The sequence below is a fragment of the Microcystis sp. LE19-8.1F genome (assembly GCF_027531715.1).
Classification (GTDB): Bacteria; Cyanobacteriota; Cyanobacteriia; order Cyanobacteriales; family Microcystaceae; genus Microcystis; species Microcystis wesenbergii_A.
The window spans coordinates 21,049-39,876 of the sequence record NZ_JAPZSO010000198.1 but is presented as its reverse complement, the minus strand read 5'-3'; the positions used below and the strand labels follow the sequence as shown (position 1 = coordinate 39,876).

18 protein-coding genes and 3 pseudogenes are annotated in these 18,828 nt (G+C 42.1%); 10 read left to right on the top strand and 11 right to left on the bottom strand.

Annotated features, from left to right (window positions below):
* Window positions 1-1,215: IS701 family transposase (locus tag O9334_RS18640; protein WP_288001751.1), on the top strand; the 1,215-nt coding region annotated here is incomplete at its 5' end.
* Here O9334_RS18640 and O9334_RS18635 read toward each other — a convergent pair.
* Both O9334_RS18635 and O9334_RS23225 read right to left on the bottom strand, forming a co-directional pair.
* The gene (locus O9334_RS18635; RefSeq protein ID WP_288001749.1) at window positions 1,195-1,326 is read right to left on the bottom strand and encodes a hypothetical protein; all 132 of its coding nucleotides are present in this window, start codon (window positions 1,324-1,326) and stop codon (window positions 1,195-1,197) included. The genes O9334_RS18640 and O9334_RS18635 overlap by 21 nt on opposite strands.
* 15 nt (window positions 1,327-1,341) lie before the next feature.
* Window positions 1,342-1,955, bottom strand: a pseudogene (locus O9334_RS23225) (ISAzo13-like element transposase-related protein).
* A gap of 258 nt (window positions 1,956-2,213) precedes the next feature.
* On the opposite strand from O9334_RS23225, the gene O9334_RS18620 reads away from it, so the two are divergent.
* Both O9334_RS18620 and O9334_RS18615 read left to right on the top strand, forming a co-directional pair.
* The gene (locus tag O9334_RS18620) at window positions 2,214-2,648 is read left to right on the top strand and encodes a cyclic nucleotide-binding domain-containing protein (protein WP_242017408.1); all 435 of its coding nucleotides are present in this window, start codon (window positions 2,214-2,216) and stop codon (window positions 2,646-2,648) included.
* A gap of 6 nt (window positions 2,649-2,654) precedes the next feature.
* Window positions 2,655-2,816: a hypothetical protein gene (locus O9334_RS18615; protein ID WP_190381772.1), complete on the top strand. Its 162-nt coding sequence runs from the start codon at window positions 2,655-2,657 to the stop codon at window positions 2,814-2,816.
* Between the two features lie 53 nt (window positions 2,817-2,869).
* Here O9334_RS18615 and O9334_RS18610 read toward each other — a convergent pair.
* From O9334_RS18610 to mazG, 4 genes and pseudogenes are all read right to left on the bottom strand, one after another.
* A pseudogene (locus O9334_RS18610) lies at window positions 2,870-2,965 on the bottom strand (ABC transporter ATP-binding protein); the annotation flags it as partial.
* A gap of 417 nt (window positions 2,966-3,382) precedes the next feature.
* Window positions 3,383-4,605: pseudogene (locus O9334_RS18605) on the bottom strand (ISAzo13 family transposase).
* Window positions 4,606-4,923: 318 nt separating this feature from the next.
* On the bottom strand, window positions 4,924-5,499 hold the full coding sequence (lepB, locus tag O9334_RS18600) for a signal peptidase I (RefSeq protein ID WP_190380887.1): 576 nt from the start codon (window positions 5,497-5,499) through the stop codon (window positions 4,924-4,926).
* On the bottom strand, window positions 5,499-6,332 hold the full coding sequence (gene mazG, locus O9334_RS18595; RefSeq protein ID WP_045356606.1) for a nucleoside triphosphate pyrophosphohydrolase: 834 nt from the start codon (window positions 6,330-6,332) through the stop codon (window positions 5,499-5,501). The genes lepB and mazG overlap by 1 nt, the downstream gene beginning before the upstream one ends.
* Window positions 6,333-6,654: 322 nt before the next feature.
* Between mazG and O9334_RS18590 the strand changes: the two genes are divergently transcribed.
* Together O9334_RS18590 and O9334_RS18585 are read left to right on the top strand one after the other, a co-directional pair.
* A complete protein-coding gene (locus O9334_RS18590) occupies window positions 6,655-7,650 on the top strand; it encodes a glycosyltransferase (RefSeq protein ID WP_045356605.1) in 996 nt (331 codons plus the stop codon).
* Between the two features lie 195 nt (window positions 7,651-7,845).
* Window positions 7,846-8,751, top strand: coding sequence for an Npun_R2821/Npun_R2822 family protein (locus tag O9334_RS18585; RefSeq protein ID WP_045356604.1), 906 nt, complete (start codon window positions 7,846-7,848; stop codon window positions 8,749-8,751).
* Window positions 8,752-8,793: 42 nt separating this feature from the next.
* Here the strand turns inward: O9334_RS18585 and O9334_RS18580 are convergent, their stop codons facing one another.
* A complete protein-coding gene (locus O9334_RS18580) occupies window positions 8,794-9,084 on the bottom strand; it encodes a DUF3288 family protein (protein WP_002767861.1) in 291 nt (96 codons plus the stop codon).
* Window positions 9,085-9,086: 2 nt separating this feature from the next.
* Window positions 9,087-9,764, bottom strand: a complete 678-nt coding sequence (locus O9334_RS18575) for a coiled-coil domain-containing protein (protein ID WP_288001741.1) — start codon at window positions 9,762-9,764, stop codon at window positions 9,087-9,089.
* Between the two features lie 299 nt (window positions 9,765-10,063).
* On the opposite strand from O9334_RS18575, the gene O9334_RS18570 reads away from it, so the two are divergent.
* The 3 genes from O9334_RS18570 to O9334_RS18560 all read left to right on the top strand — a co-directional run bounded on the left by O9334_RS18570 (window position 10,064) and on the right by O9334_RS18560 (window position 12,859).
* Entirely contained in the window at window positions 10,064-10,276 is a 213-nt protein-coding gene (locus O9334_RS18570) for a hypothetical protein (protein WP_002760983.1), read from the top strand.
* A gap of 140 nt (window positions 10,277-10,416) precedes the next feature.
* Window positions 10,417-11,307: an indole-3-glycerol phosphate synthase TrpC gene (gene trpC, locus O9334_RS18565; protein WP_288001738.1), complete on the top strand. Its 891-nt coding sequence runs from the start codon at window positions 10,417-10,419 to the stop codon at window positions 11,305-11,307.
* 397 nt (window positions 11,308-11,704) lie between these two features.
* Window positions 11,705-12,859 carry a pyridoxal-phosphate-dependent aminotransferase family protein gene (locus O9334_RS18560; protein ID WP_045356596.1) on the top strand — a complete coding sequence of 385 codons (1,155 nt, stop codon included), beginning with the start codon at window positions 11,705-11,707 and terminating at the stop codon, window positions 12,857-12,859.
* 182 nt (window positions 12,860-13,041) lie between these two features.
* Here O9334_RS18560 and O9334_RS18555 read toward each other — a convergent pair whose 3' ends face one another.
* A complete protein-coding gene (locus tag O9334_RS18555) occupies window positions 13,042-14,361 on the bottom strand; it encodes a four-carbon acid sugar kinase family protein (RefSeq protein WP_288001734.1) in 1,320 nt (439 codons plus the stop codon).
* Between the two features lie 150 nt (window positions 14,362-14,511).
* On the opposite strand from O9334_RS18555, the gene lpxA reads away from it, so the two are divergent.
* Both lpxA and lpxB read left to right on the top strand, forming a co-directional pair.
* Window positions 14,512-15,348 (top strand): acyl-ACP--UDP-N-acetylglucosamine O-acyltransferase, encoded by an 837-nt coding sequence (gene lpxA, locus O9334_RS18550; RefSeq protein ID WP_002764806.1) that lies wholly within the window; start codon window positions 14,512-14,514, stop codon window positions 15,346-15,348.
* Window positions 15,349-15,551: 203 nt separating this feature from the next.
* On the top strand, window positions 15,552-16,763 hold the full coding sequence (lpxB, locus tag O9334_RS18545) for a lipid-A-disaccharide synthase (protein WP_045356593.1): 1,212 nt from the start codon (window positions 15,552-15,554) through the stop codon (window positions 16,761-16,763).
* 294 nt (window positions 16,764-17,057) lie between these two features.
* Here the strand turns inward: lpxB and O9334_RS18540 are convergent, their stop codons facing one another.
* Complete coding sequence (locus O9334_RS18540) at window positions 17,058-18,140, bottom strand: sulfate ABC transporter substrate-binding protein (RefSeq protein WP_045356592.1); 1,083 nt, start codon at window positions 18,138-18,140, stop codon at window positions 17,058-17,060.
* Window positions 18,141-18,587: 447 nt separating this feature from the next.
* Window positions 18,588-18,794, bottom strand: a complete 207-nt coding sequence (locus O9334_RS18535) for a hypothetical protein (protein ID WP_045356590.1) — start codon at window positions 18,792-18,794, stop codon at window positions 18,588-18,590.
* Window positions 18,795-18,828: the final 34 nt, after the last annotated feature.

Sequence of the window (18,828 nt, the reverse complement as noted above, 5' to 3'; positions counted from 1 at the left end):
CGGTTTGACAATTGCTTCAAAAACGAAGCGCAAAAAAACGGCTTCAGACAATATTTAGGAGGATTATTAGGGGAAAGTGAGAGGAAAAACCTCACTCAAATGGCCAATAATGCCGTCGGAGTAGTTTATAACCGATTACATCACTTTTTGACCGAATCGCCCTGGTCAGACCGTCAGGTAAATGAATGTCGCTTGCAAGTGATGAACCAATGCCGCCAGACGCAAATCCCCCGAGGATTTACGCTGATTGTCGATGACTCAGGACATCGAAAAAGTGGCAATCTGACCGCCAGAGTTGGCAGGCAGTACTCGGGAGAAATTGGCAAGACAGACAACGGAATAGTCGCCGTAACTACTCATCTCAACGACGGCAAAAAAAGTGTACCCCTAGACATTGAAATTTATCAACCGGCTAGTTCCTTAGCCGAGGGGAAAGAAGACAAAGAATTTCAGAAGAAACCAGAGATAGCGATAGATTTAATTGACCGGAGCTTAACCAGAGGCTATCGACCGAAAATCGGGTTAATAGATGCTGGCTATGGCAATAACACGAGTTTTCTAAAAGCCCTGGAAGAAAGAAAGCTAAAATACTTAGGAGGATTGGCAAAAAATCGAAAAGTAATTATTGAAAAAGAAGGGGGTGTGGAAGAAACAATCCAGCTTGAGCAACTAGCAAAAAGCCTATCAGAAAAGGATTGGGAGAAAATCACCCTAAATCTAGATAAAGAGAAAACGGTTTGGGTAGCGGTATTCAGAGCGAAAATATCTCAACTAGAAGGAGAAAGGAACTTGGCTATCGTCATGAATGCAAGTTCAATTGAAAAAGCAACAGAGGTGGACTATTTTATCACCAATGTAGTTGAGGCAGATACAGTAACAGCGTCGTGGATAGTGAGGACTTACACCGAAAGAAATTGGGTGGAAGTATTCTACCGAGAAGCCAAAGGATGGTTAGGGTTAAGGGAATATCAAGTCAGGGATAAACGAAGCTTACTTCGTCATTTTATCTTGGGGTTTTGTGCCTATACATTTATCTTGTGGCATAAGTTAACTGGGGGATTGCAAAGGCGGTGGGCGAATCGACCTTTAAACACTTTTGTGGAAGCCTTGGAAGCTTTTCGGACAGCGATGTCTTTTCGTTTCTTTGAATGGCTGACCGAGAATCTGGATGTGTTTGCCGCTTACAAAGCCAGTTTAGGTCTTGTTTGGGCTTAAAATTTGTTTAAGTCCCAATAAGCCATTATCCATTTTTATTTGAATAATTTCTGTTGCTTGTTTTTCGGTTTCCCTCAGGGTTTCCCACCATTGATATAGACTATCTACCATAAAGTCACTCGTTTTTTAAGAACCTCCAAAGTTAAGATAAAGTTGTCCCTTATCCTCATCAACAATGCCACAGGGAATAGATTTTTCTTTTTCTCCTAAATCATGATCTTGAGCCTGATTATTTCCTCTGGTTTTGCCGCCACGGTAATATTCTCCCAGTTCTACTGTCGCTTTACAGTCCATGCTAATCCGCTTCACTTTTTCCGAATTTTCTTCATCTCTTTTCTTTAAGTTTAAGAAGATAGCATCGGTTTCTGGGATTTTTTTTTAGGTTGAGCTTTTACTACTTTTCTTAACCGATAGCCCATTCTATTTAACACCACTGCCCTTGTGCTTAGACAAGGAATTTGACTCTCTTTATATCCCAATAATTTTAATTGTTTTCTCGCCTCAGAAGCCGTCATTCGAGTATCAGCAATGGGGTTATTAAATGTTGGATTTTGTTGTGCGTATGACTCGGCTATTTTTCTTAAAGACTCGGCAGCTTCGGGTTGTTTCTCTTCCCATTTTTTCGCTCCACTATGAGTTGACTGTCGCCCAACACATATTATTCCGCTTCTTTGTTCTTCTAATCCCCATTGGACTGCTCGGGAGCCCCCAACCCAAGATTTTTTCCGTTTTTCTGGCATTCCCTTCAAAATACTTTTGACAAATCCTCCCTTGAAAGGCTCGCCGAGAAGCTCCCGTCATCTTTTTAGCTGCAAAACGTAAGTCTTCGATTTGAGAGGGGGTTAAGGCTGTATCTTCTGGCATAGACACCATTTTTTTCTTTCCTACTCGCCATTTTCCCTATTTTAATCTATCAGGTATCTTCTTGAGCAGAAATCACCTTGGAGGTGAGTTACTTTAAACATTTTAACGAGCTGCAATTGCGTGTATTAATTGAAATGGGTTGTCGTAAACATCTCCAGGACGGGGAGATTTTAATTAGACAGGGAGAAAGAACTAATTATTTCTGTATTGTTTTGCAGGGACAAGTGGATGCTTTTTATGAAAACGATAAAATCAGTCGTAAAATTTTTGCTTTTAATAAAGGTCAATATTTTGGGGAATTACCGTTAATATTAGAGATTCCCTCTCCCACCACTATGCAAGCAGTGGGGGAAACCTTGTTATTTTTGCTCGATCGTCAGGGGTTTCAGCATCCTATCACTACTTATCCGGCTCTAGCGGAGGAATTCACTCAGGCACTCGCCCAACGTCAAGAGGAATTGGGCGAATGTCAGCAGAAATTGCGAGAAATGGGGATTTTAGACTCCGAAGACCTGAAAAATCCCGTCTCTTGGCTGCGACAACGGTTAAAGAGCTTTTTTGCGACTTAAAAGGGCATGAGAACAGATTTACAGCCTTTCTACCATAGCAGTTATTTTAATGATGAGGTACGAATTCTGGGTTTTAGGAAACAGGCAACGCCGGAAGCGGCACAGCAGGGGACTATCGAACCATACCAAGTAACAAGAACCGAGGTTTCCTTGATTTGCGGCAGGTAACGGGGCATCAGATACTGCACAGGTTATGGTCTTTTGTCAAAGGGGAATTTCAGTTATAAATCTGGCAGTTTCAGTGTTTTTAGCCGACCATCTTCCATCTGAATAAGGCGGTCAGCAATATCTAAAATGCGATTGTCGTGAGTAACTAGGGTTTGCGGCAAAAAGTTTGTTGGTGGGGTTAGGAGTCTGGGGAGTCAGGAGTCTGGGGAGTCGGTCGGGGCGGTCCCAATAACAGAATAACCTCGCGCACTGGGAAGCAGAACCCTTTGCAATCGCCTCCGGAAAGTGCCAGGGTTTTGAGTCCCTCGGATCGATTTCTCAACGTTTGTCTCTTGCACTTTTTTGGCTAAAAAAGTCCCAAAACCGTTTTCTAGTAAGGCTTCCAGTAATTTTCAGCCAGCCCTAATTATTTTTGTCTAGGAAAACAAAGAGTCTCCCATTACAACCTATTTTTCCGAAAAAATAGGCAGCATAAACTTTTATACTTCCGAGCTTTTTCGAGTATAACAAGGACAACTTAAAGAATCAAAGACAGTTTTTAGCCAACCATCTTAGTTAACTACAAACTAGGTCTTATCATAATAGATATCAATAAACCATTGGCCCAAATTGGGAAAGTCTTGATTCGTTGATTCTGTGAGACGTTCGATTTTTTCTTCAATTTTTTCCCTGGCTTTTTTAGTAAGCTTTACTCCTTTTTCGTAAGTTTCAGTAATCAACTTAACAATCGGGTGTTTTCCTTTCCAAGTCATAGTTTTGGCGAATTTCAAAGCTGTTTCGATTTCATCTAAAATACTCCCATTCCAATGGTTTTCTAACACAGCCCAGGTTCGTTCAATAGGATTATATTTACTATGGTAGGGGGGATAGTAAGCTAAACGTATATCAACTTGATATTTTTTGTAAAACTCAACTATACGTTTCATAAACTGAGTTCGTCTCGAATTATTTTCTGGGCGATTATCTTGATTAATTATCAAACTTTTAATTTTCTCAAAACGATATTTTTCAGACTCCCAGAAATCCTCTAATGTATCAACAATAAAGTCACTGGTGACTGTGGAGTCAGTGAAATACAAAAACAACTCATCAAATTCTGGAAGAAATATTCCCTAAGGAGTTAGGGTTGTTTTCGGATTAAAATCATGCTCGTTTGTTTTGACAGTTATTCTATTTTTACCTCCTCGATCAAACAGTCCAATATTAACACGGGCTTTGGCATCTAAACTAAGACGTAACATCGTAGGGTCTTCATCCGCTTCCCGATTAATGTTAGCTAATTCATCAAAGATTGCCGCGGTTTCTGGAATTTTTTTTGAGGTAAAACTTTAGCTACTCTTTTCAGACGATAACCTAAATTATTTAATTTAACCCGAATAGTTTCCTCGGTCGGTAAATCCTCATCACTGTACCTATATTTAGAAATTAATTGCTTTCGGACTTGGGCTGCCCTCAGTCTCACATAAAGCCTTTGGCTTTTAAAACTTGGGTCAGTTTGGCTTTGAGAATCCACTAAACTTTTGATGTCTTCTCATAGAAAAGGTCAATGTTCTTCTGCCTTTTTCCGACCCTTAGCTGAATGATTATCAACACAAGTAATGCCTCTTTTTAGTTCTTTAATTCCTTGACGAATAGTAGTTCGATTCCAGCCTAATTCCTGTGAAGCAAGGGTTTGTCCCCCATAGCCAAATTCTAAGACTGTTTGCGCCATGAATCTTCTTTTAGCTGCACCTTTTAATTGAAGTGCAGTTTCACTGAGCAATTTCTTGAGGGAATCAGTTAATTCCATATACACTTAAAAGGAAAAACTTGATTAATAATGTACAGGATTAATTCTACTACAAAATCGGGAAGGAGGGGGCATCGACCCCTCCCACCCACACTCCGAGAATGATTATTATTCTTGAGAATGAATAGTTTATTTTTTGGAAGTCCCTTAGATGTTTGTGATCAGTCATTCGATCGCTTTTTTGTTTGGGGTATCGGGACTAAAAATTCCTGTTATACCAAATCCGTTTTTAATAGTGTGATTAACTCCTAAGTTATGAATTGTTTCTCCCCGCTCCCCGCTCCCCGCTCCCCTATACCTTCTAAACAGGATTTAGTATTAGCTATTCCCCCCTAAAATCCCCAAACGATTAAAAGGAAAAAAGCGAAAAAACGCCCGACCAATCACGTTATTTTCTGGTAAAAACCCCCAGATATGGGAGTCATTGCTATTATTGCGATTATCTCCCATGACAAATAAATTATTTTCCGGCACGAGCAAAGGCATTAAATTATATTGAGGGGGTTCGAGAATATAATCCTCTGACAAGGGTTGATTATTCAGATAAATTTTGCCCTCCTTGACAGCAATTACATCCCCTGCTGTGGCAATCACTCTTTTAATAAAAGCTTGGTTCTTTTGGTATCCCTGTAATTGTAATTGTGCTGGCGGTTCAAAGACGACGATATCCCCCCGTCGAGGAGGATGGAAATCGTAGGAAAGTTTTTCCACTACTAAGCGATCGCCCTGTGCTAAGGTGGGTAACATAGAATCAGAGGGGATAAAACGAGGTTCGGCGACAAAAGTGCGGATCAGTAGGGCTAAAACTAAAGCTATAGTGATAATTTGCAGATTTTCTCGAATAGAAGCCCAAAAACTCTTGGATTTGTCCTTATTAATTTCTTGCTCTTGCATTATTGCCCGGATGATGGTTGGTGTAACTTAGCCTTCGCTTGCTGCCAGAAAACTGTTAATTCCTCTAGTGTATAGTCATGGAGAGGCTTTTCCGCCACAGATTCCACTAGGGAAAAACGTTGAATAAAACGCAGATTAGTCTCTTGTAAAGCGATACTGGGGTCTAAATTATACCAGCGAGCAAGATTAACAATAGTAAAGAGTAAATCGCCTAATTCTGCCTGTTGATGCTCTTTATCGCCCGATTCTAGGGAATCTTGCCATTCTGCCAACTCTTCGCCGAATTTTTCCCAGACTCCCGCGATATTTTCCCACTCAAAACCGACTCGCGCCGCTTGCCGAGAAATTTTCATCGCCCCGATCAAGGGTGGTAAAGTTTGGGCATAACGAGTTAATTTGCCGCTAATAGTCGGGTCATTTTTTTCCTCAGCTTTGATTTTCTCCCAATTTTGACGCACCTGTTCGGGATTTTCTAGGGATAGATCTCCAAAAACGTGGGGATGACGACGAATTAATTTATCGGTGATGCCTCTAGCCACTTCTTCTAGGCTAAAATTACCCTCATCACTGGCAATTTGAGCTTGTAAAACCACCTGTAGCAGTAAATCGCCTAATTCCTCGGCAATGGCAGTTTTATCACCGCTTTTAATTGCCGCTACCACCTCATAAGCTTCTTCGATAACGTAGGGAATCAGGGTTGCTGGGGTTTGGGCTAAATCCCAAGGACAGCCGCTTTCTGGGTCTCGTAAACGGGCAACAACGGTGATTAAATGGTTTAATGCCTCTAAGATGCCCTTGTAGCTGGGATTATCGGTTTCTGGAAGGCTAGACATCGATTTTTTCCGGTTTTCTCCCCCATTATACCGGTCAGTTTTCAGTTTTCAGTTTTCAGTTTTCAGTTCACTGATTACTGTTTACCGATCACAGCAAAAAAGCTCTCATCTCCCTATCTTCTAATATTCAGTTACAGCCTTTCTCATCAGCGGGAAACCGGTACTTCCAAAAGAGGATATTCCAAGCGCCTAAGACAAGCTGTATCCTTAACAATGGAGCAGTCAAACTAGGAGCCGTCTGAGGTGAAAGTCTCAGGCACGGTTCTGATCAATAATAGCCAAGTCTTACGACTAACGCTTAACCAAAACTTCTATTATCCTGATGAGAAACCTCTATTTTCTCTTGCCCGGTACTACTTCTCCTTTTGGTGGGGGTGGACTGTGGGCAGAAATGAAAACTGTCAATTTGGCTAGTCAAATTTGTACCGCCCAGATTGTGACTTATCGTCAAAAAGAGTTAAATTATCCTTTTTTAGAGGATATACTCGCGAAAATAAGCTCGGATGACAGTATTTTTGTGGTTAGCTGGGGTTTTGATCTGCCTAAACTGGTGCCAAGATTGCGATCGCATAATATCATTTATCATGCCCATAGTACAGGTTACGGTTTCCGTTTACCCTCCCAAATACCAATTATCACCGTTAGCCGCAATACTATGGGTTATTGGGGAGAAAAAGCTCCTAATGCTTTGATTTACTATCTTCCTAATCAAATTGGCTCAGAATTTCTCAATTTAGGCTTAGAAAGGGATATCGATGTCCTAGTACAGGGGCGCAAATCCTCAAAGTATCTTCTCAATCGTCTAGTTCCCGCCCTCCGTCCCCACTGTCGCGTTAAGGTTTTAGATAGCTATGTGGAGGATTTAGTGGGATTATTCAATCGCAGTCGGGTTTATCTCTACGATTCGGCTGAATATTGGGCTGTAAACGGTTTAACCGAGGGTTTTGGCTTACCGCCCCTGGAAGCTTTAGCCTGTGGTTGTACGGTATTTTCTAGCGTCAATAGCGCCTTAGCCGATTATCTCGATCCCGGTTTCAATTGTCAAAAAATCGGGGCCTATTCCACTCAATACGATCTGGAACGTATTCTTAATTATGCCCGTAATTTTCCCGTTAATTCTTTACCTGCTAATTTTCTCGATGATTATCATCCCGAAAAATTACTACCACGTTTTGAAACAATTTTAAGAGAAATTAATGATTTCTTTGATATTAAAAAACGCTATCCGGCTGATATAGAAGGTTTAGAACCCCTGCGACTTAAAAAATTATGGATACAGAGTTCCCTCGCTAAACTTAAGAAAAAACTGTTTAAGTAAACGCATCAACTTTGAGAGTTGACAGAGAAAGATCGATCGGCTATGATCCCTTCCAGACATCTCCTCTCAGTTATCAGTTATCAGTGAACAGTAAACAGTAAACTAAAAACTCAAATCTGATCCCTTCTCCTGTCTCCTGTCTCGACTGGGAAATTAATTTTGCACGACTACTTAACTCTTACCCCGAGGATATTTATGAAGCGAGGAATTTACATTACCGCTAACGATCGAGTTATCGATCAGGCGATCGCATTGATGAATAGTATTCGCTTGTACGATCCCGATTCTCCCGTCATCTTGATTCCCTACGACAATAATTATCAACAAATTGCCGATTTATTGGCAGAAAAATACGGGGTTATTCTCTATCCCGATCTGCAATTAGTGGAAGAATTAGCCCAGAAAATCTACGATATTTTTGGAGAAAAATTCTTTGCTCGTCCCAATCAATTTCGCAAGCAGGTGTGTTGGTTTGGAGAATTAGATCAATTTCTTTATATCGATACGGATATCGTAGTTTTTGAAAAAATAATAGATAATCTAAATTTCCTCGATACCTACGATTTTCTCTGCTGTGATTACCAACACAAAAAAGGGATTACTAACGTCTTTAATCCGCTTGTTTTAGAACAAGGAATCTTCACAGAAAATGATCTAACTGGGATGTTTAACGGTGGTTTTTGGGCTAGTAAAAAGAATCTGTTCTCAGAACAGGAATTATATAGTGCTTTTCAAGAATGTGCCGCTCATCCAGAATATTTTGATTTTTCTCAAAAAACCTCCGATCAACCGATTATTAATTATACCATTCTCAAACGAGTTCCCAATCGATTTAATATTGTCCGCGCCCCGGGTTGTCAAGCGGGAAATTGGGGGGGAAGTTCTCATTTTCAACGTCAGGGGAATATCTTAATCGATCCGAGATTAAATCAGCCCTTAAAATATTTACATTGGGCAGGAATTCGCATCGAACCCGGTTGTCCCTACTGGGATATCTGGAAATATTATCGTTATCTAGATGATCCTAATCCCCCCGCAGATCCGCAGGCAAGCAAACCAAAAAATCGTTTTCAGAGATTATTAGATAAAATCAAATTATAGGTTTTATTTTTCCTCTCGCACCATTAAGATAACTGCTGCAATTTAACTCCAATCCTGTTGCTCCTCGGTTTGGCGAATTTGATACACTTGTCCGTGACTGTGCAGTTGTCGAGTTTTTGCCCATAAACTAGCTTCATCTAACTGCCATTTTTCTAGGATTAAATCTAAATCTCTTTGGATTTCTCTTGCCCCCGGAAAGTTTTGATAACGTATGCGTAAACGAGCGCATTCAGCTAAGTTTAAATCATTGGGTTCTGATTGCAGCAGCTGATCAACAATCGGGCGATCGAGTCTTTCCTGTGGATGTTGTTGTTCTTGATTTTTACTAGCCATAATTAATCGAACCAACCGATTTCGGAATCCGTTAACTCTGTGGGGGTAGGATTGGGGGCAATATAACGGGCTAAAGTTGCCATTTCAAAGTTATAAAGACTGGGTTTCTTCGGCGCAGGTTTGATAATTGGTGAGGATTCAGGAGTGGGGGTGGGACTATTTTCTAGGGTTTTAATTTGATTATATAATTTTTCAATCAACTGTTTTTTCTCAGTCAGTTCTGTTTCTGTCTTACTTAATTGACTCGATAATTTTTCAATTAACTGTTTTTTCTCAGTCAGTTCTGTTTCTGTCTTACTTAATTGACTCGATAGTTTTTCAATTAACTGTTTTTTCTCGGTTAATTCCGTCTGGGATTGACTTAATTGACTCGATAATTGTGCCACCAAAGTAGTTTTTTCCGAGAGGACAGATTGTAACTGCTCGGTCTGTTGTTGTAACTGCTGTAAACTGACAGATAGTTCTAGATGTTCTTGAAGTTCTTTTTCCAGAGAAATAACTTTTTCTTGGAGAGTTTGCTGATTTTTCTCGGTTTTTTCTAATTCTGCCGTCAAGTCGTTAATTTTTGCCTGTAAGGTGGCGTTAGTTTCCTTAGAACGTTTGACAGAAGGAGAGGGTTGGGATTCTACCTCTTTATTAGCTTCTGTACGGATGAGATCGTTTAAATTACCTTTGGTCATAAGCTCTGCAAATAGGATATTACGATAGAGTCGGATACTGTCAAGAAATCTGTTGGCTTAGGCAATCGATCATTATTCGCCCGATATACAAGCTTGATTACGCTGGGGAATTGTTCCATAGGTTTTATTGTATAGCTTGAGGTCGATCGATCCCTGTCCATTTGAGGAATGAGAACAAATACCTAAATCTCAGTTTCATAGGTAAGATTCTAAATTTTTCTGTAGTTAATGATACGGAATACTAAATTTGTGTCAGACTGAAGGTAGAAGTTGATCGCACCTGTGGCAAGGGTAAATTTATGAATATTCAAGAAAAAGCACGTCTTAATTTAACCCAAGAACGACAAGCAGAGGGAATGCTCGAAGAAAATGTCTTAACTCGTACGGAGGAGCTTTTAGGGGAAGGGGAGGCAGAAACTGCGAAAGCGCGGGTTTTATTAACTGAAAATCGTCAAGAAGACGAAAAACTCCAAGATAAAATTTTAGAACGTTCGATCGAAGCTATGCAATAGCCTTTAGGTGAAGACTGGGAATGTCCACAAAAGTTATAGATAAATATCTGTAGAGACGTGGTTTTCCCCGTCTCTATTTCAATTACCGATAACTAATCACTGTTAAACTAATCACTGTTCACACTCTGGACAGTGAAACAATGCAGATCCGAAGAAAACACCCCAATCCTGCCGTCAAAGTTGAGAGTTTGAGTTATGTGGTGAAAGTGCCAGAGGCACAACCACAAAATATTTTAGAAGAAATCGTTTGGCATAAGGAGATCGAAGTCGATAAATTGCGCGAAAAGTTGCCTTTATCGGAATTACGCCAAAAAATAGCCAATACTGCGCCACCTTGCCACTTTTTAGCCGCCTTAAAACAGGGTAAAACCCAACCCGCTTTGATTGCCGAAGTGAAAAAAGCTTCCCCTAGCAAGGGAGTCATCCGGGAAGATTTTGATCCTGTAGCGATCGCCCGTACCTATGAACGGGGTGGGGCCACTTGTTTATCGGTTTTAACCGATAGTAAGTTTTTTCAAGGTAGTTACGAAAATCTTAGCCTCGTCCGGCAAGCGGTATCTTTACCCCTACTATGCAAGGAATTTATCCTTTATCCCTATCAAATCTACTACGCTCGCTCTAAAGGAGCCGATGCTGTCCTTTTAATTGCCGCTATTTTAAGCGATCAAGACCTAGCATATTTTGTCAAAATTGTCAAGGGTTTAGGGATGACAGCTTTGGTAGAGGTGCATAGTCTGGCCGAATTCGATCGAGTGTTAGCCATTGAGGGAATCGAACTAATCGGCATCAATAACCGCAATTTAGAGACATTTAAAGTCGATTTAGACAATACTCGCCAATTACTAGAAGCCAGGGGCGAAAAGGTGCGAGAAAAAGGTATTCTGATCGTCAGCGAATCGGGATTACACACAGCAACAGATCTGGCGAAAGTGAAGCAAGCAGGAGCAAATGCGGTTCTAATCGGCGAATCTTTGGTAAAACTGCCCGATCCTGCCGCAGGTATCCAGAAACTCTTTGAAAATCGGGAATAGGAGTTAGGAAGTGGGGAAGTGGGTAGGGTTGATTCATGAATCAACCCTACTATGAATCAACCCTAGGGGTTTGGGGGGTAGAACCCCCCAAAAGCTTGGATTGAGTATCAGATCTGAAGTAATACTAAACACCCTGAGTATAGGCTACATATCAGGAGAGGCACTCCTGCAAAAGGGGGAATAAATAATCAGTTTTTAATCACCGGATTTAGGATCAGAATATTTTCATGTTTGGCGGTGCCAACTTTGGCATCGGGACTGACTCCTATCTCCTGAAGAATGAGTACCGGGATATAATCAGAGTTTGCCGAATCTTAAATCATCTCCTCAGAATTGATGCGATCGAGATTTGGTTTTTTATCTTTGTTAAATATGGCCCAACGAGAGAGGACGAACCATGGAAAATAAAAATATGTTGATGATTCCCGGCCCCACACCAGTGCCGGAAGCGGTATTATTGGCTATGGCTAAAGCACCGATAGGTCATCGGACGGGTGCTTTTAGCAAGGTAATCGCCGAATTAACCGAAAATCTCAAATGGTTGCATCAAACCAGTGGCGATGTCTTAATGTTAACCGCTTCGGGAACCGGTGTCATGGAAGCGGGAATTATTAATTTTCTCAGCCCCGGCGATCGAGTTTTGGTGGGGGATAATGGTAAATTTGGGGAACGTTGGGCGAAAGTCGCGAAAGCATACGGTTTAAATGTGGATGTAGTTAAGGCAGAATGGGGTAAACCCCTAGATCCAGAAGCATTTACCGCTAAACTGACCGAAGACAAGGAAAAAGCCATCAAAGCGGTAATTATCACCCATTCGGAAACTTCCACCGGGGTTCTCAATGACTTGGAAAGCATTAACAAAGCGGTAAAAAACCACGGGGAAGCTTTAATCATCGTCGATGCTGTCACCAGTTTAGGAGCTTATCATATCCCCATCGATGAATGGGGTTTAGATGTGGTCGGTTCTGGTTCCCAGAAAGGTTATATGATTCCCCCCGGTTTAGGTTTTGTTTCCGTAAGTAAAAAAGCTTGGAAAGCCTACGAAACCGCCAAACTGCCCCGTTTTTATCTAGATTTAGGCAAATACAAAAAAGCTACCGATGAGGATAGTTCCCCCTTTACCCCTCCAATTAACCTGATGTACGGTTTACAAGCTTCTCTGCAAATGATGAGAAGGGAGGGATTAGCGGCAATTTTCGCCCGTCACCAACGCTTAACGAAGATGACGCGGGCCGGTATGCGCGCCCTGGATTTGCCCCTCTACGCGGCGGATTCCTGGGCTTCCACGGCGATTACTGCGGTGGCCCCCACTCTGGTGGATGCGGAAAAAATTCGTTCGACTCTCAATAAAAAGTTCGACATCGCTGTGGCTGGTGGTCAGGATCACCTCAAGGGTAAAATCTTCCGTATCGGTCATTTAGGTTTTGCTAGTGAGAGGGATATCCTCACGGTTATCGCTGCCATTGAAGCGACTTTAATCGAGTTAGGTGTGGAAGGTGTCACCCCCGGCGCCGGTGTGGCTGCCGCTGCCTCGGTGATGGTGCAGGGTTAATCTTGGGTTTATTTTTCCCCTTCTCCCCAGAGAGGGGGATTTTTGCGGGAAAATATACCCTGTACGCCTAAAATTCGCGGCTGCTTCTGAAAATATGCCTCTATATCGTTATTTGGGCGGTGAGGAAGCGAATCTCTTCCCCAAAAATCCGCTTTCTCGATCCTTCCTTGATAGCAAATCGGTTATTGACACAAACGCTGATAAACTGTGGCTAAAGCTTGCACATCACCGACGTTACCCGGGAAAAGAACCACGGGTAAATTAGGAAAGAGGGGATGATCGGCTGCTGTGCGAACCATGGAGACACCGGGGAGAATCTGACCGAGTAAACGGGCCGATTGCAGGCTTAAACCCGTGCTTAAGACATCATTGGAGGTAATTCCGCCTTTACTGATTAAAAAACTGATGTCACTGGGTAAACCCTTAACAATGTCCATTAACAGGGTGGAAACGGCAACCCCAAAATCAAGACGTTTCTGCACAGAGGCAAAGGTTAACTCTTGCCGACTGGTATAGATCACGGGGGTTTGTTTATTTTTGTGAATAAGCTTGACTTTTTCCAGAGCTTGTGCTAGGAGTTGCTCTCGTTGGTCGGGACGATCGCGCAATGCCGTCACATCGATTTCGACTCCGACGGTGTTGGGTTGTTGAAGCAGTTCATCTAATTGTTGGCTAGTTTTTTTGACGTGGGAACCGACGATAATTGCCCCGGCTTCCCCCGTGGGCTTATACTTACCCATAGATTCGGGCGCGATCGGTTGAGTTCCTAAATTAGCCAAAGAAGTTAAAATACTGGCGGCACTACGGAATAAAAATTTTTTTCCCTCCCCTGCGGCGGTTAAAATATCTTCAGCAAAGCGATCGAGATCCGCTTGAGTTTCCCCATCTACCACCCCACATTGATTATTTTTGAGCTTTTGCAGTCTTTCTAAACTACCTTGACGGATATCTGTCAGTAAAAATCTCTCCACGTCATCTGCTTGAATTCTACCTTGGGTTTTCTCCTCCACATAATCCGGCAGATAACTGTAATGGTAGGCAAAAACCGAATCGCGAGCGAATTCCGTCTCGTGGACAGGAGTGGGAACGCCATCGATGATTAAATAGTGAATACTATCGCGAGTGATTCTGCCCCCCTCAAAAAAGGCCGGAATCAGGAAATGAGCATCAAAACCGCCCAATTCTTCGGCAATAACATCAGTTTCGATCGGATAATGCCCGCGCAGGGTAGAATCGGAACGACTAACCACCAAAAAATCCTCGATTCCCTCTTTAGTTAAGGCAGTTTTCAGGTTATGACAGACTTCTCGCGTGACAGACTCGGCTTTTTCGGGGGTTAAAGCGCGAGTATTGGTCAAAACAAAGAAAATTGGCGCATTATCTGCCAATCCCAAGCGGAGAGTATCTTCATCCCACCGCATCAATAACAGACAACTATGGACTGTTTGGGAACCTGTCGGGTCGTCATCTAAGACTATGATTTTAGGTCTATTATTACTCATATATTTTTTATCAGGATGGGAGGGACGGGAGAACCAAGAGAATCTGGTTAATAGTTTATCGGGTTCTGGTTCCCCATTAAAGTCGTCCCCTCCCTAAGCAACCGCTATCAATCTTGATCACAATCTGTCCAATATAGGATAAGCTATACCATGATTCATACAGTGACGAAGTTGAGCGCGGGAGACTTCCCTTTGAATACGTTAATCCACCCCACTGCGGTTATCCATCCGTCGGCAAAACTTGATCCCAAGGTTAAAGTTGGCCCCTATGCTGTGATCGGGGCCAATGTGGAAATTGAAGCTGATACAATTATTGATGCCCATGTGGTCATTGAGGGTCCGACCAAAATTGGCAAGGGTAATCATATTTTTTCCGGGGCTGTTATTGGTAATGAACCACAGGATTTAAAGTATAAAGGGGGCGAAAGTAGCGTAGAAATTGGTGATCATAACCAAATTCGCGAGTTTGTCACGATTAATCGTGCCACGGATACGGGAGAAGTTACCCAAATTGGCAATAATAATTTATTAATGGCCTATGTTCACGTTGCCCATAATTGTATTTTGCAAGATAACATTATTATCGCTAATAGTGTCGCCTTGGCCGGTCATGTCCAGATCGAATCAAAAGCAGTTATCGGGGGGGTTTTAGGAGTACATCAATTTGTTCATATTGGCAAAATGGCCATGTTAGGAGGAATGAGTCGTATTGATCGCGATGTTCCCCCTTTTACTTTAGTGGAAGGCAATCCCTGTCGCGTGCGAACTCTTAATTTAGTCGGTTTACAAAGGGCCGGTTTTACCGATGAAGATCTAGCTTTACTGAAAAAAGCTTTTCGGATTATCTATCGTTCTAATATAAATCTTCAGGAGGCTTTAGAACAAGTTTCTCTCTTAACCGATAATCCCCACGTTCAACATCTCTGTCAATTTTTACAATCCTCTACCACAGGAGAAAAACGTCGCGGTTTAATTCCGGGGAAATAATTTCTTGATTGAGGAACAGGGTATGGGGTATGGGGTGTGGGGTGTGGGATGTGGGGTGTGGGGTGATGGGGAAGTGGGGAAGTGGGAAGAATAAATAAAAATAATCTCCTGTCTCCTGACTCCTATCTCCTGAATCCTGACTCCTATCTCCCGACTCCTGACTCCTGACTCCTGAATTCTTTTATTATCAAATAATTATCCAAATGCGTATATTTATTAGTACGGGTGAGGTATCGGGTGATTTACAGGCAGCGATGCTGATTGAATCCCTTTTTAAACTAGCTAAAACCCAGGCAATTGAGTTAGAAATTTTTGCCCTCGGCGGTGATCGCATGGAGTTAGCCGGGGCGAAAATGTTGGGTAAAACCACTCGATTGGCTGCCATGGGATTAATTGAATCTATCCCCTTTATTTGGCCAACTTTACAACTACAAAAACGGGCAAAAGAGTTTTTTAGAGATCATCCCCCCGATCTGATTATTTTAATTGATTATGTGGGGGCAAATGTGGCGATCGGTCAATCGGCTAAAAAAATTATTCCCCAGGTGCCAATTATTTATTATATTGCCCCACAGGTGTGGATTTGGTCGGAAGAAAATATTCCCTCAGCTAAACTAAGGGCCACAGCAGAAAAGTTATTTAATACGGAAAAATTAATCGCCGTCACCGATAAATTATTGGCAATTTTTCCTGCCGAAGCCCGTTTTTTTGAAGCAAAAGGTTTACCAGTAACTTGGGTGGGACATCCTTTAGTTGATCGTATGGCCAATGCTCCCAATCGCCAAGAAATGCGGCAAAAATGGGCAATAAAACCCGAAGAAACGGTGATTGCTTTGTTACCCGCTTCCCGTCAACAGGAGTTTAAATATCTCGTGCCGACGGTGTGCGCTGCTGCCCAAAAATTACAGGAAAAAATTCCCGATATTAAGTTTTTAATTCCCGTTCCCTTAGCTTTATACGAACCAAAAATGCGAGAATTAGTGGCGGAATATGGATTAAATGCGGTGATTATGGAACGAGATCAGACTTTAGAAGCCATTGCCGCCGCCGATCTGGCTGTGGCTAAGTCTGGTACAGTTAATCTCGAAATTGCTTTGTTAAACGTGCCGCAGGTGGTGGTTTACCGTTTAAGTGCAATTACTGCTTGGATTGCCCGCAATATTATGAAGTTTTCTGTGCCATTTGTCTCACCGGTAAATTTAGTTTTAATGCGAGAAATTGTTCCCGAATTATTACAAGAGGAAGCTAACCCGGAAAGAATTATGCAGGAATGTCTAGACCTATTATTAAATCAGCAACGTCGGCAAAAAATGTTAGATGAATACGCAGAAACTAGGGCCGGTTTAGGAACGGTGGGCAGTTGCGATCGAGTGGCGCAAGAGGTGTTTAAAATGCTAGAATTGAGAGGGAAATAATAGAAATATATTAGGGGTCGAGAATGGAAGAATCAATAGCAAGTTTCCATTTTTGATTTTGTCAAGTAGATACATCTTTTTTTAGCTAAGTACCTAAGCAAAATTAATTACACATATCTAAACACCTCTTGCCTCTTGCAAGAGTGCCTCTTGCCTATCTTCACTAGGAAATTAATTTTGCACGACTACTTACTAACTATCAGTTTTGTTTTTTTGGCCATCAGCAATCAACTATCTCTGCCATTACTTTTGTAATCACAGTTATCTAGCTGACGGCTGACGGATCAAGACTAATTAACGCTGAATTTGGTCAAAAATCGCCCCATCAGCGAAGAATTTTTTCTGGATCGCATCCCAGCTACCGACCGCCGTATAGGGGAACAGATTCGACACTTTTGGGTATTGTTTACTAAACTCTTTAGCCACATTAGCATTAACGGGACGGAAACCCACCTTGGCGAATTCCCGCTGCGCTTCGGGAGTAAAGAGAAATTGGGCAAAAGCTGTCGCTACTTCCCGGGTTTTGCGTTTATCAACTATTTTATCCACTACGGCCACGGGCGGATCGATCGAAACATTGACCGCAGGAATAGTATAGGAAAAACCGGTTTCTCCTTTTTGACGGGCCAGAATCACCTCGTTTTCGTAGTTAAGCAGCACATCCCCCTGATCCTGTTTAAAGAATACATCGCTGGCCTCCCGGGCATCTTTGGGTAGTACAGGAACGTTTTTATAGACATTACGGACGAAATTGGTCGCTTGTGCTTCATTGCCTCCGGTCCGAGTTACCGATCCCCACAGGGCCAGAAAATTCCACCGGGCCACCCCAGAGGTTTTCGGGTTGGCAGTAATGACTTTAATCCCCGATTTGGCTAGATCTGGCCAGTTGCGGATTCCTTTGGGATTGCCCTGACGAGTAACTAAAGCTACCACGGAACGAGTGGCGATGGCGTTATTGGGGAGTTCTTTCTGCCAACCGGGGTTAACTAAACCCGCTTTTTGCAAGCGTTCCACATCGGAACCGATAGCCAAATTTACCACATCTGCATCTAATCCGTCGATAACAGCGCGGGTTTGGGAACCAGAGCCGCCATAACTCTGTTTAATCACCACATCCTGTTTTTTCTCTCTTTTCCATTTGTTGACGAATAGAGGAATGATTTTTGAGTAGGCCGATTGAGTCACCGCGTAGGAAACTAGGGTGATTTCCACGGTTTGTTGTTTAGCTTGCTGTTTATCCGGACTTGCCAGCAGATTCCCCGATGCCGATAGGGGACTAGAAGCTAGTCCAATTCCCGTTGTGACGACGGCAGCCGTAGCTAGAGAAATAAAAGGTAAGAGGGTTTTCGGTTTTTCGGGTCTAGGCTCATGGATCACGATGTCATCGGCTCCTTTGTTTATTTATGGGAGATTGCTAGGTATTTTTCCTGAGATTGTATTTTATATGAAATAAAAAACAATTACAATACATTGAAGAAAAATTTATACACTCTTAGTTAGGTTAGATGCAAATAAATCAAGCCATTAATAGCTTGATTAGCTGAAAAAAGTGTAAATATTCGATTTATATAGCTTAAATGTGCCTTTAAATTCGCCTGAAGCCTCTTTATGCTTCCAGAATAGAGATTTTATTGTCTTTATGGAGAATAAAGAATTTTTTAGCGATCAAAAACCTCTCCCTAGGTGGCTTCACCGGTGAGGTTAGCGAACCTTAGCAACTATTACCCTAAAATTGAAGCGGTCTAACGACTTCAATCAATGAGGATGGTGCGTTCTCAAAAATCCTGCATTAGGGAACGCACCCTACAGAGGTAGCCATCCCACTTATTGACCTCGCCCTGGCTTACAGTCGGCAAAACTTAATGCCTCTGTGTCTAAAAAACTGGCGATCGCCATTTCAAGAATCGCTTCAACGGGATAATCAATTTCAGTAGCGCGAGCAATCAAAGCATCCTGAATCCAGTCTGGTAAGCGTCTTAAAATAATTTCTGCATCAGTGGACGAGATTTGCTCTGAAAGTTTCGCTCGCATGGGTTAGGACTCCAGCATGAATTTGAACATTATA

What these genes read in the sequence shown, in the direction of transcription:
- O9334_RS18590 (WP_045356605.1), top strand. Translation starts at nt 6,655, where the DNA reads ATGAGAAACCTCTATTTTCTCTTGCCCGGTACTACTTCTCCTTTTGGT.
- O9334_RS18555 (WP_288001734.1), bottom strand. Translation starts at nt 14,361, where the DNA reads ATGAGTAATAATAGACCTAAAATCATAGTCTTAGATGACGACCCGACA.
- O9334_RS18560 (WP_045356596.1), top strand. Translation starts at nt 11,705, where the DNA reads ATGGAAAATAAAAATATGTTGATGATTCCCGGCCCCACACCAGTGCCG.
- lpxB (WP_045356593.1), top strand. Translation starts at nt 15,552, where the DNA reads ATGCGTATATTTATTAGTACGGGTGAGGTATCGGGTGATTTACAGGCA.
- trpC (WP_288001738.1), top strand. Translation starts at nt 10,417, where the DNA reads ATGCAGATCCGAAGAAAACACCCCAATCCTGCCGTCAAAGTTGAGAGT.
- O9334_RS18585 (WP_045356604.1), top strand. Translation starts at nt 7,846, where the DNA reads ATGAAGCGAGGAATTTACATTACCGCTAACGATCGAGTTATCGATCAG.
- O9334_RS18635 (WP_288001749.1), bottom strand. Translation starts at nt 1,326, where the DNA reads ATGGTAGATAGTCTATATCAATGGTGGGAAACCCTGAGGGAAACCGAA.
- O9334_RS18535 (WP_045356590.1), bottom strand. Translation starts at nt 18,794, where the DNA reads ATGCGAGCGAAACTTTCAGAGCAAATCTCGTCCACTGATGCAGAAATT.
- O9334_RS18620 (WP_242017408.1), top strand. Translation starts at nt 2,214, where the DNA reads ATGGGTTGTCGTAAACATCTCCAGGACGGGGAGATTTTAATTAGACAG.
- O9334_RS18580 (WP_002767861.1), bottom strand. Translation starts at nt 9,084, where the DNA reads ATGGCTAGTAAAAATCAAGAACAACAACATCCACAGGAAAGACTCGAT.
- mazG (WP_045356606.1), bottom strand. Translation starts at nt 6,332, where the DNA reads ATGTCTAGCCTTCCAGAAACCGATAATCCCAGCTACAAGGGCATCTTA.
- O9334_RS18570 (WP_002760983.1), top strand. Translation starts at nt 10,064, where the DNA reads ATGAATATTCAAGAAAAAGCACGTCTTAATTTAACCCAAGAACGACAA.
- O9334_RS18615 (WP_190381772.1), top strand. Translation starts at nt 2,655, where the DNA reads ATGAGAACAGATTTACAGCCTTTCTACCATAGCAGTTATTTTAATGAT.
- lpxA (WP_002764806.1), top strand. Translation starts at nt 14,512, where the DNA reads ATGATTCATACAGTGACGAAGTTGAGCGCGGGAGACTTCCCTTTGAAT.
- O9334_RS18575 (WP_288001741.1), bottom strand. Translation starts at nt 9,764, where the DNA reads ATGACCAAAGGTAATTTAAACGATCTCATCCGTACAGAAGCTAATAAA.
- lepB (WP_190380887.1), bottom strand. Translation starts at nt 5,499, where the DNA reads ATGCAAGAGCAAGAAATTAATAAGGACAAATCCAAGAGTTTTTGGGCT.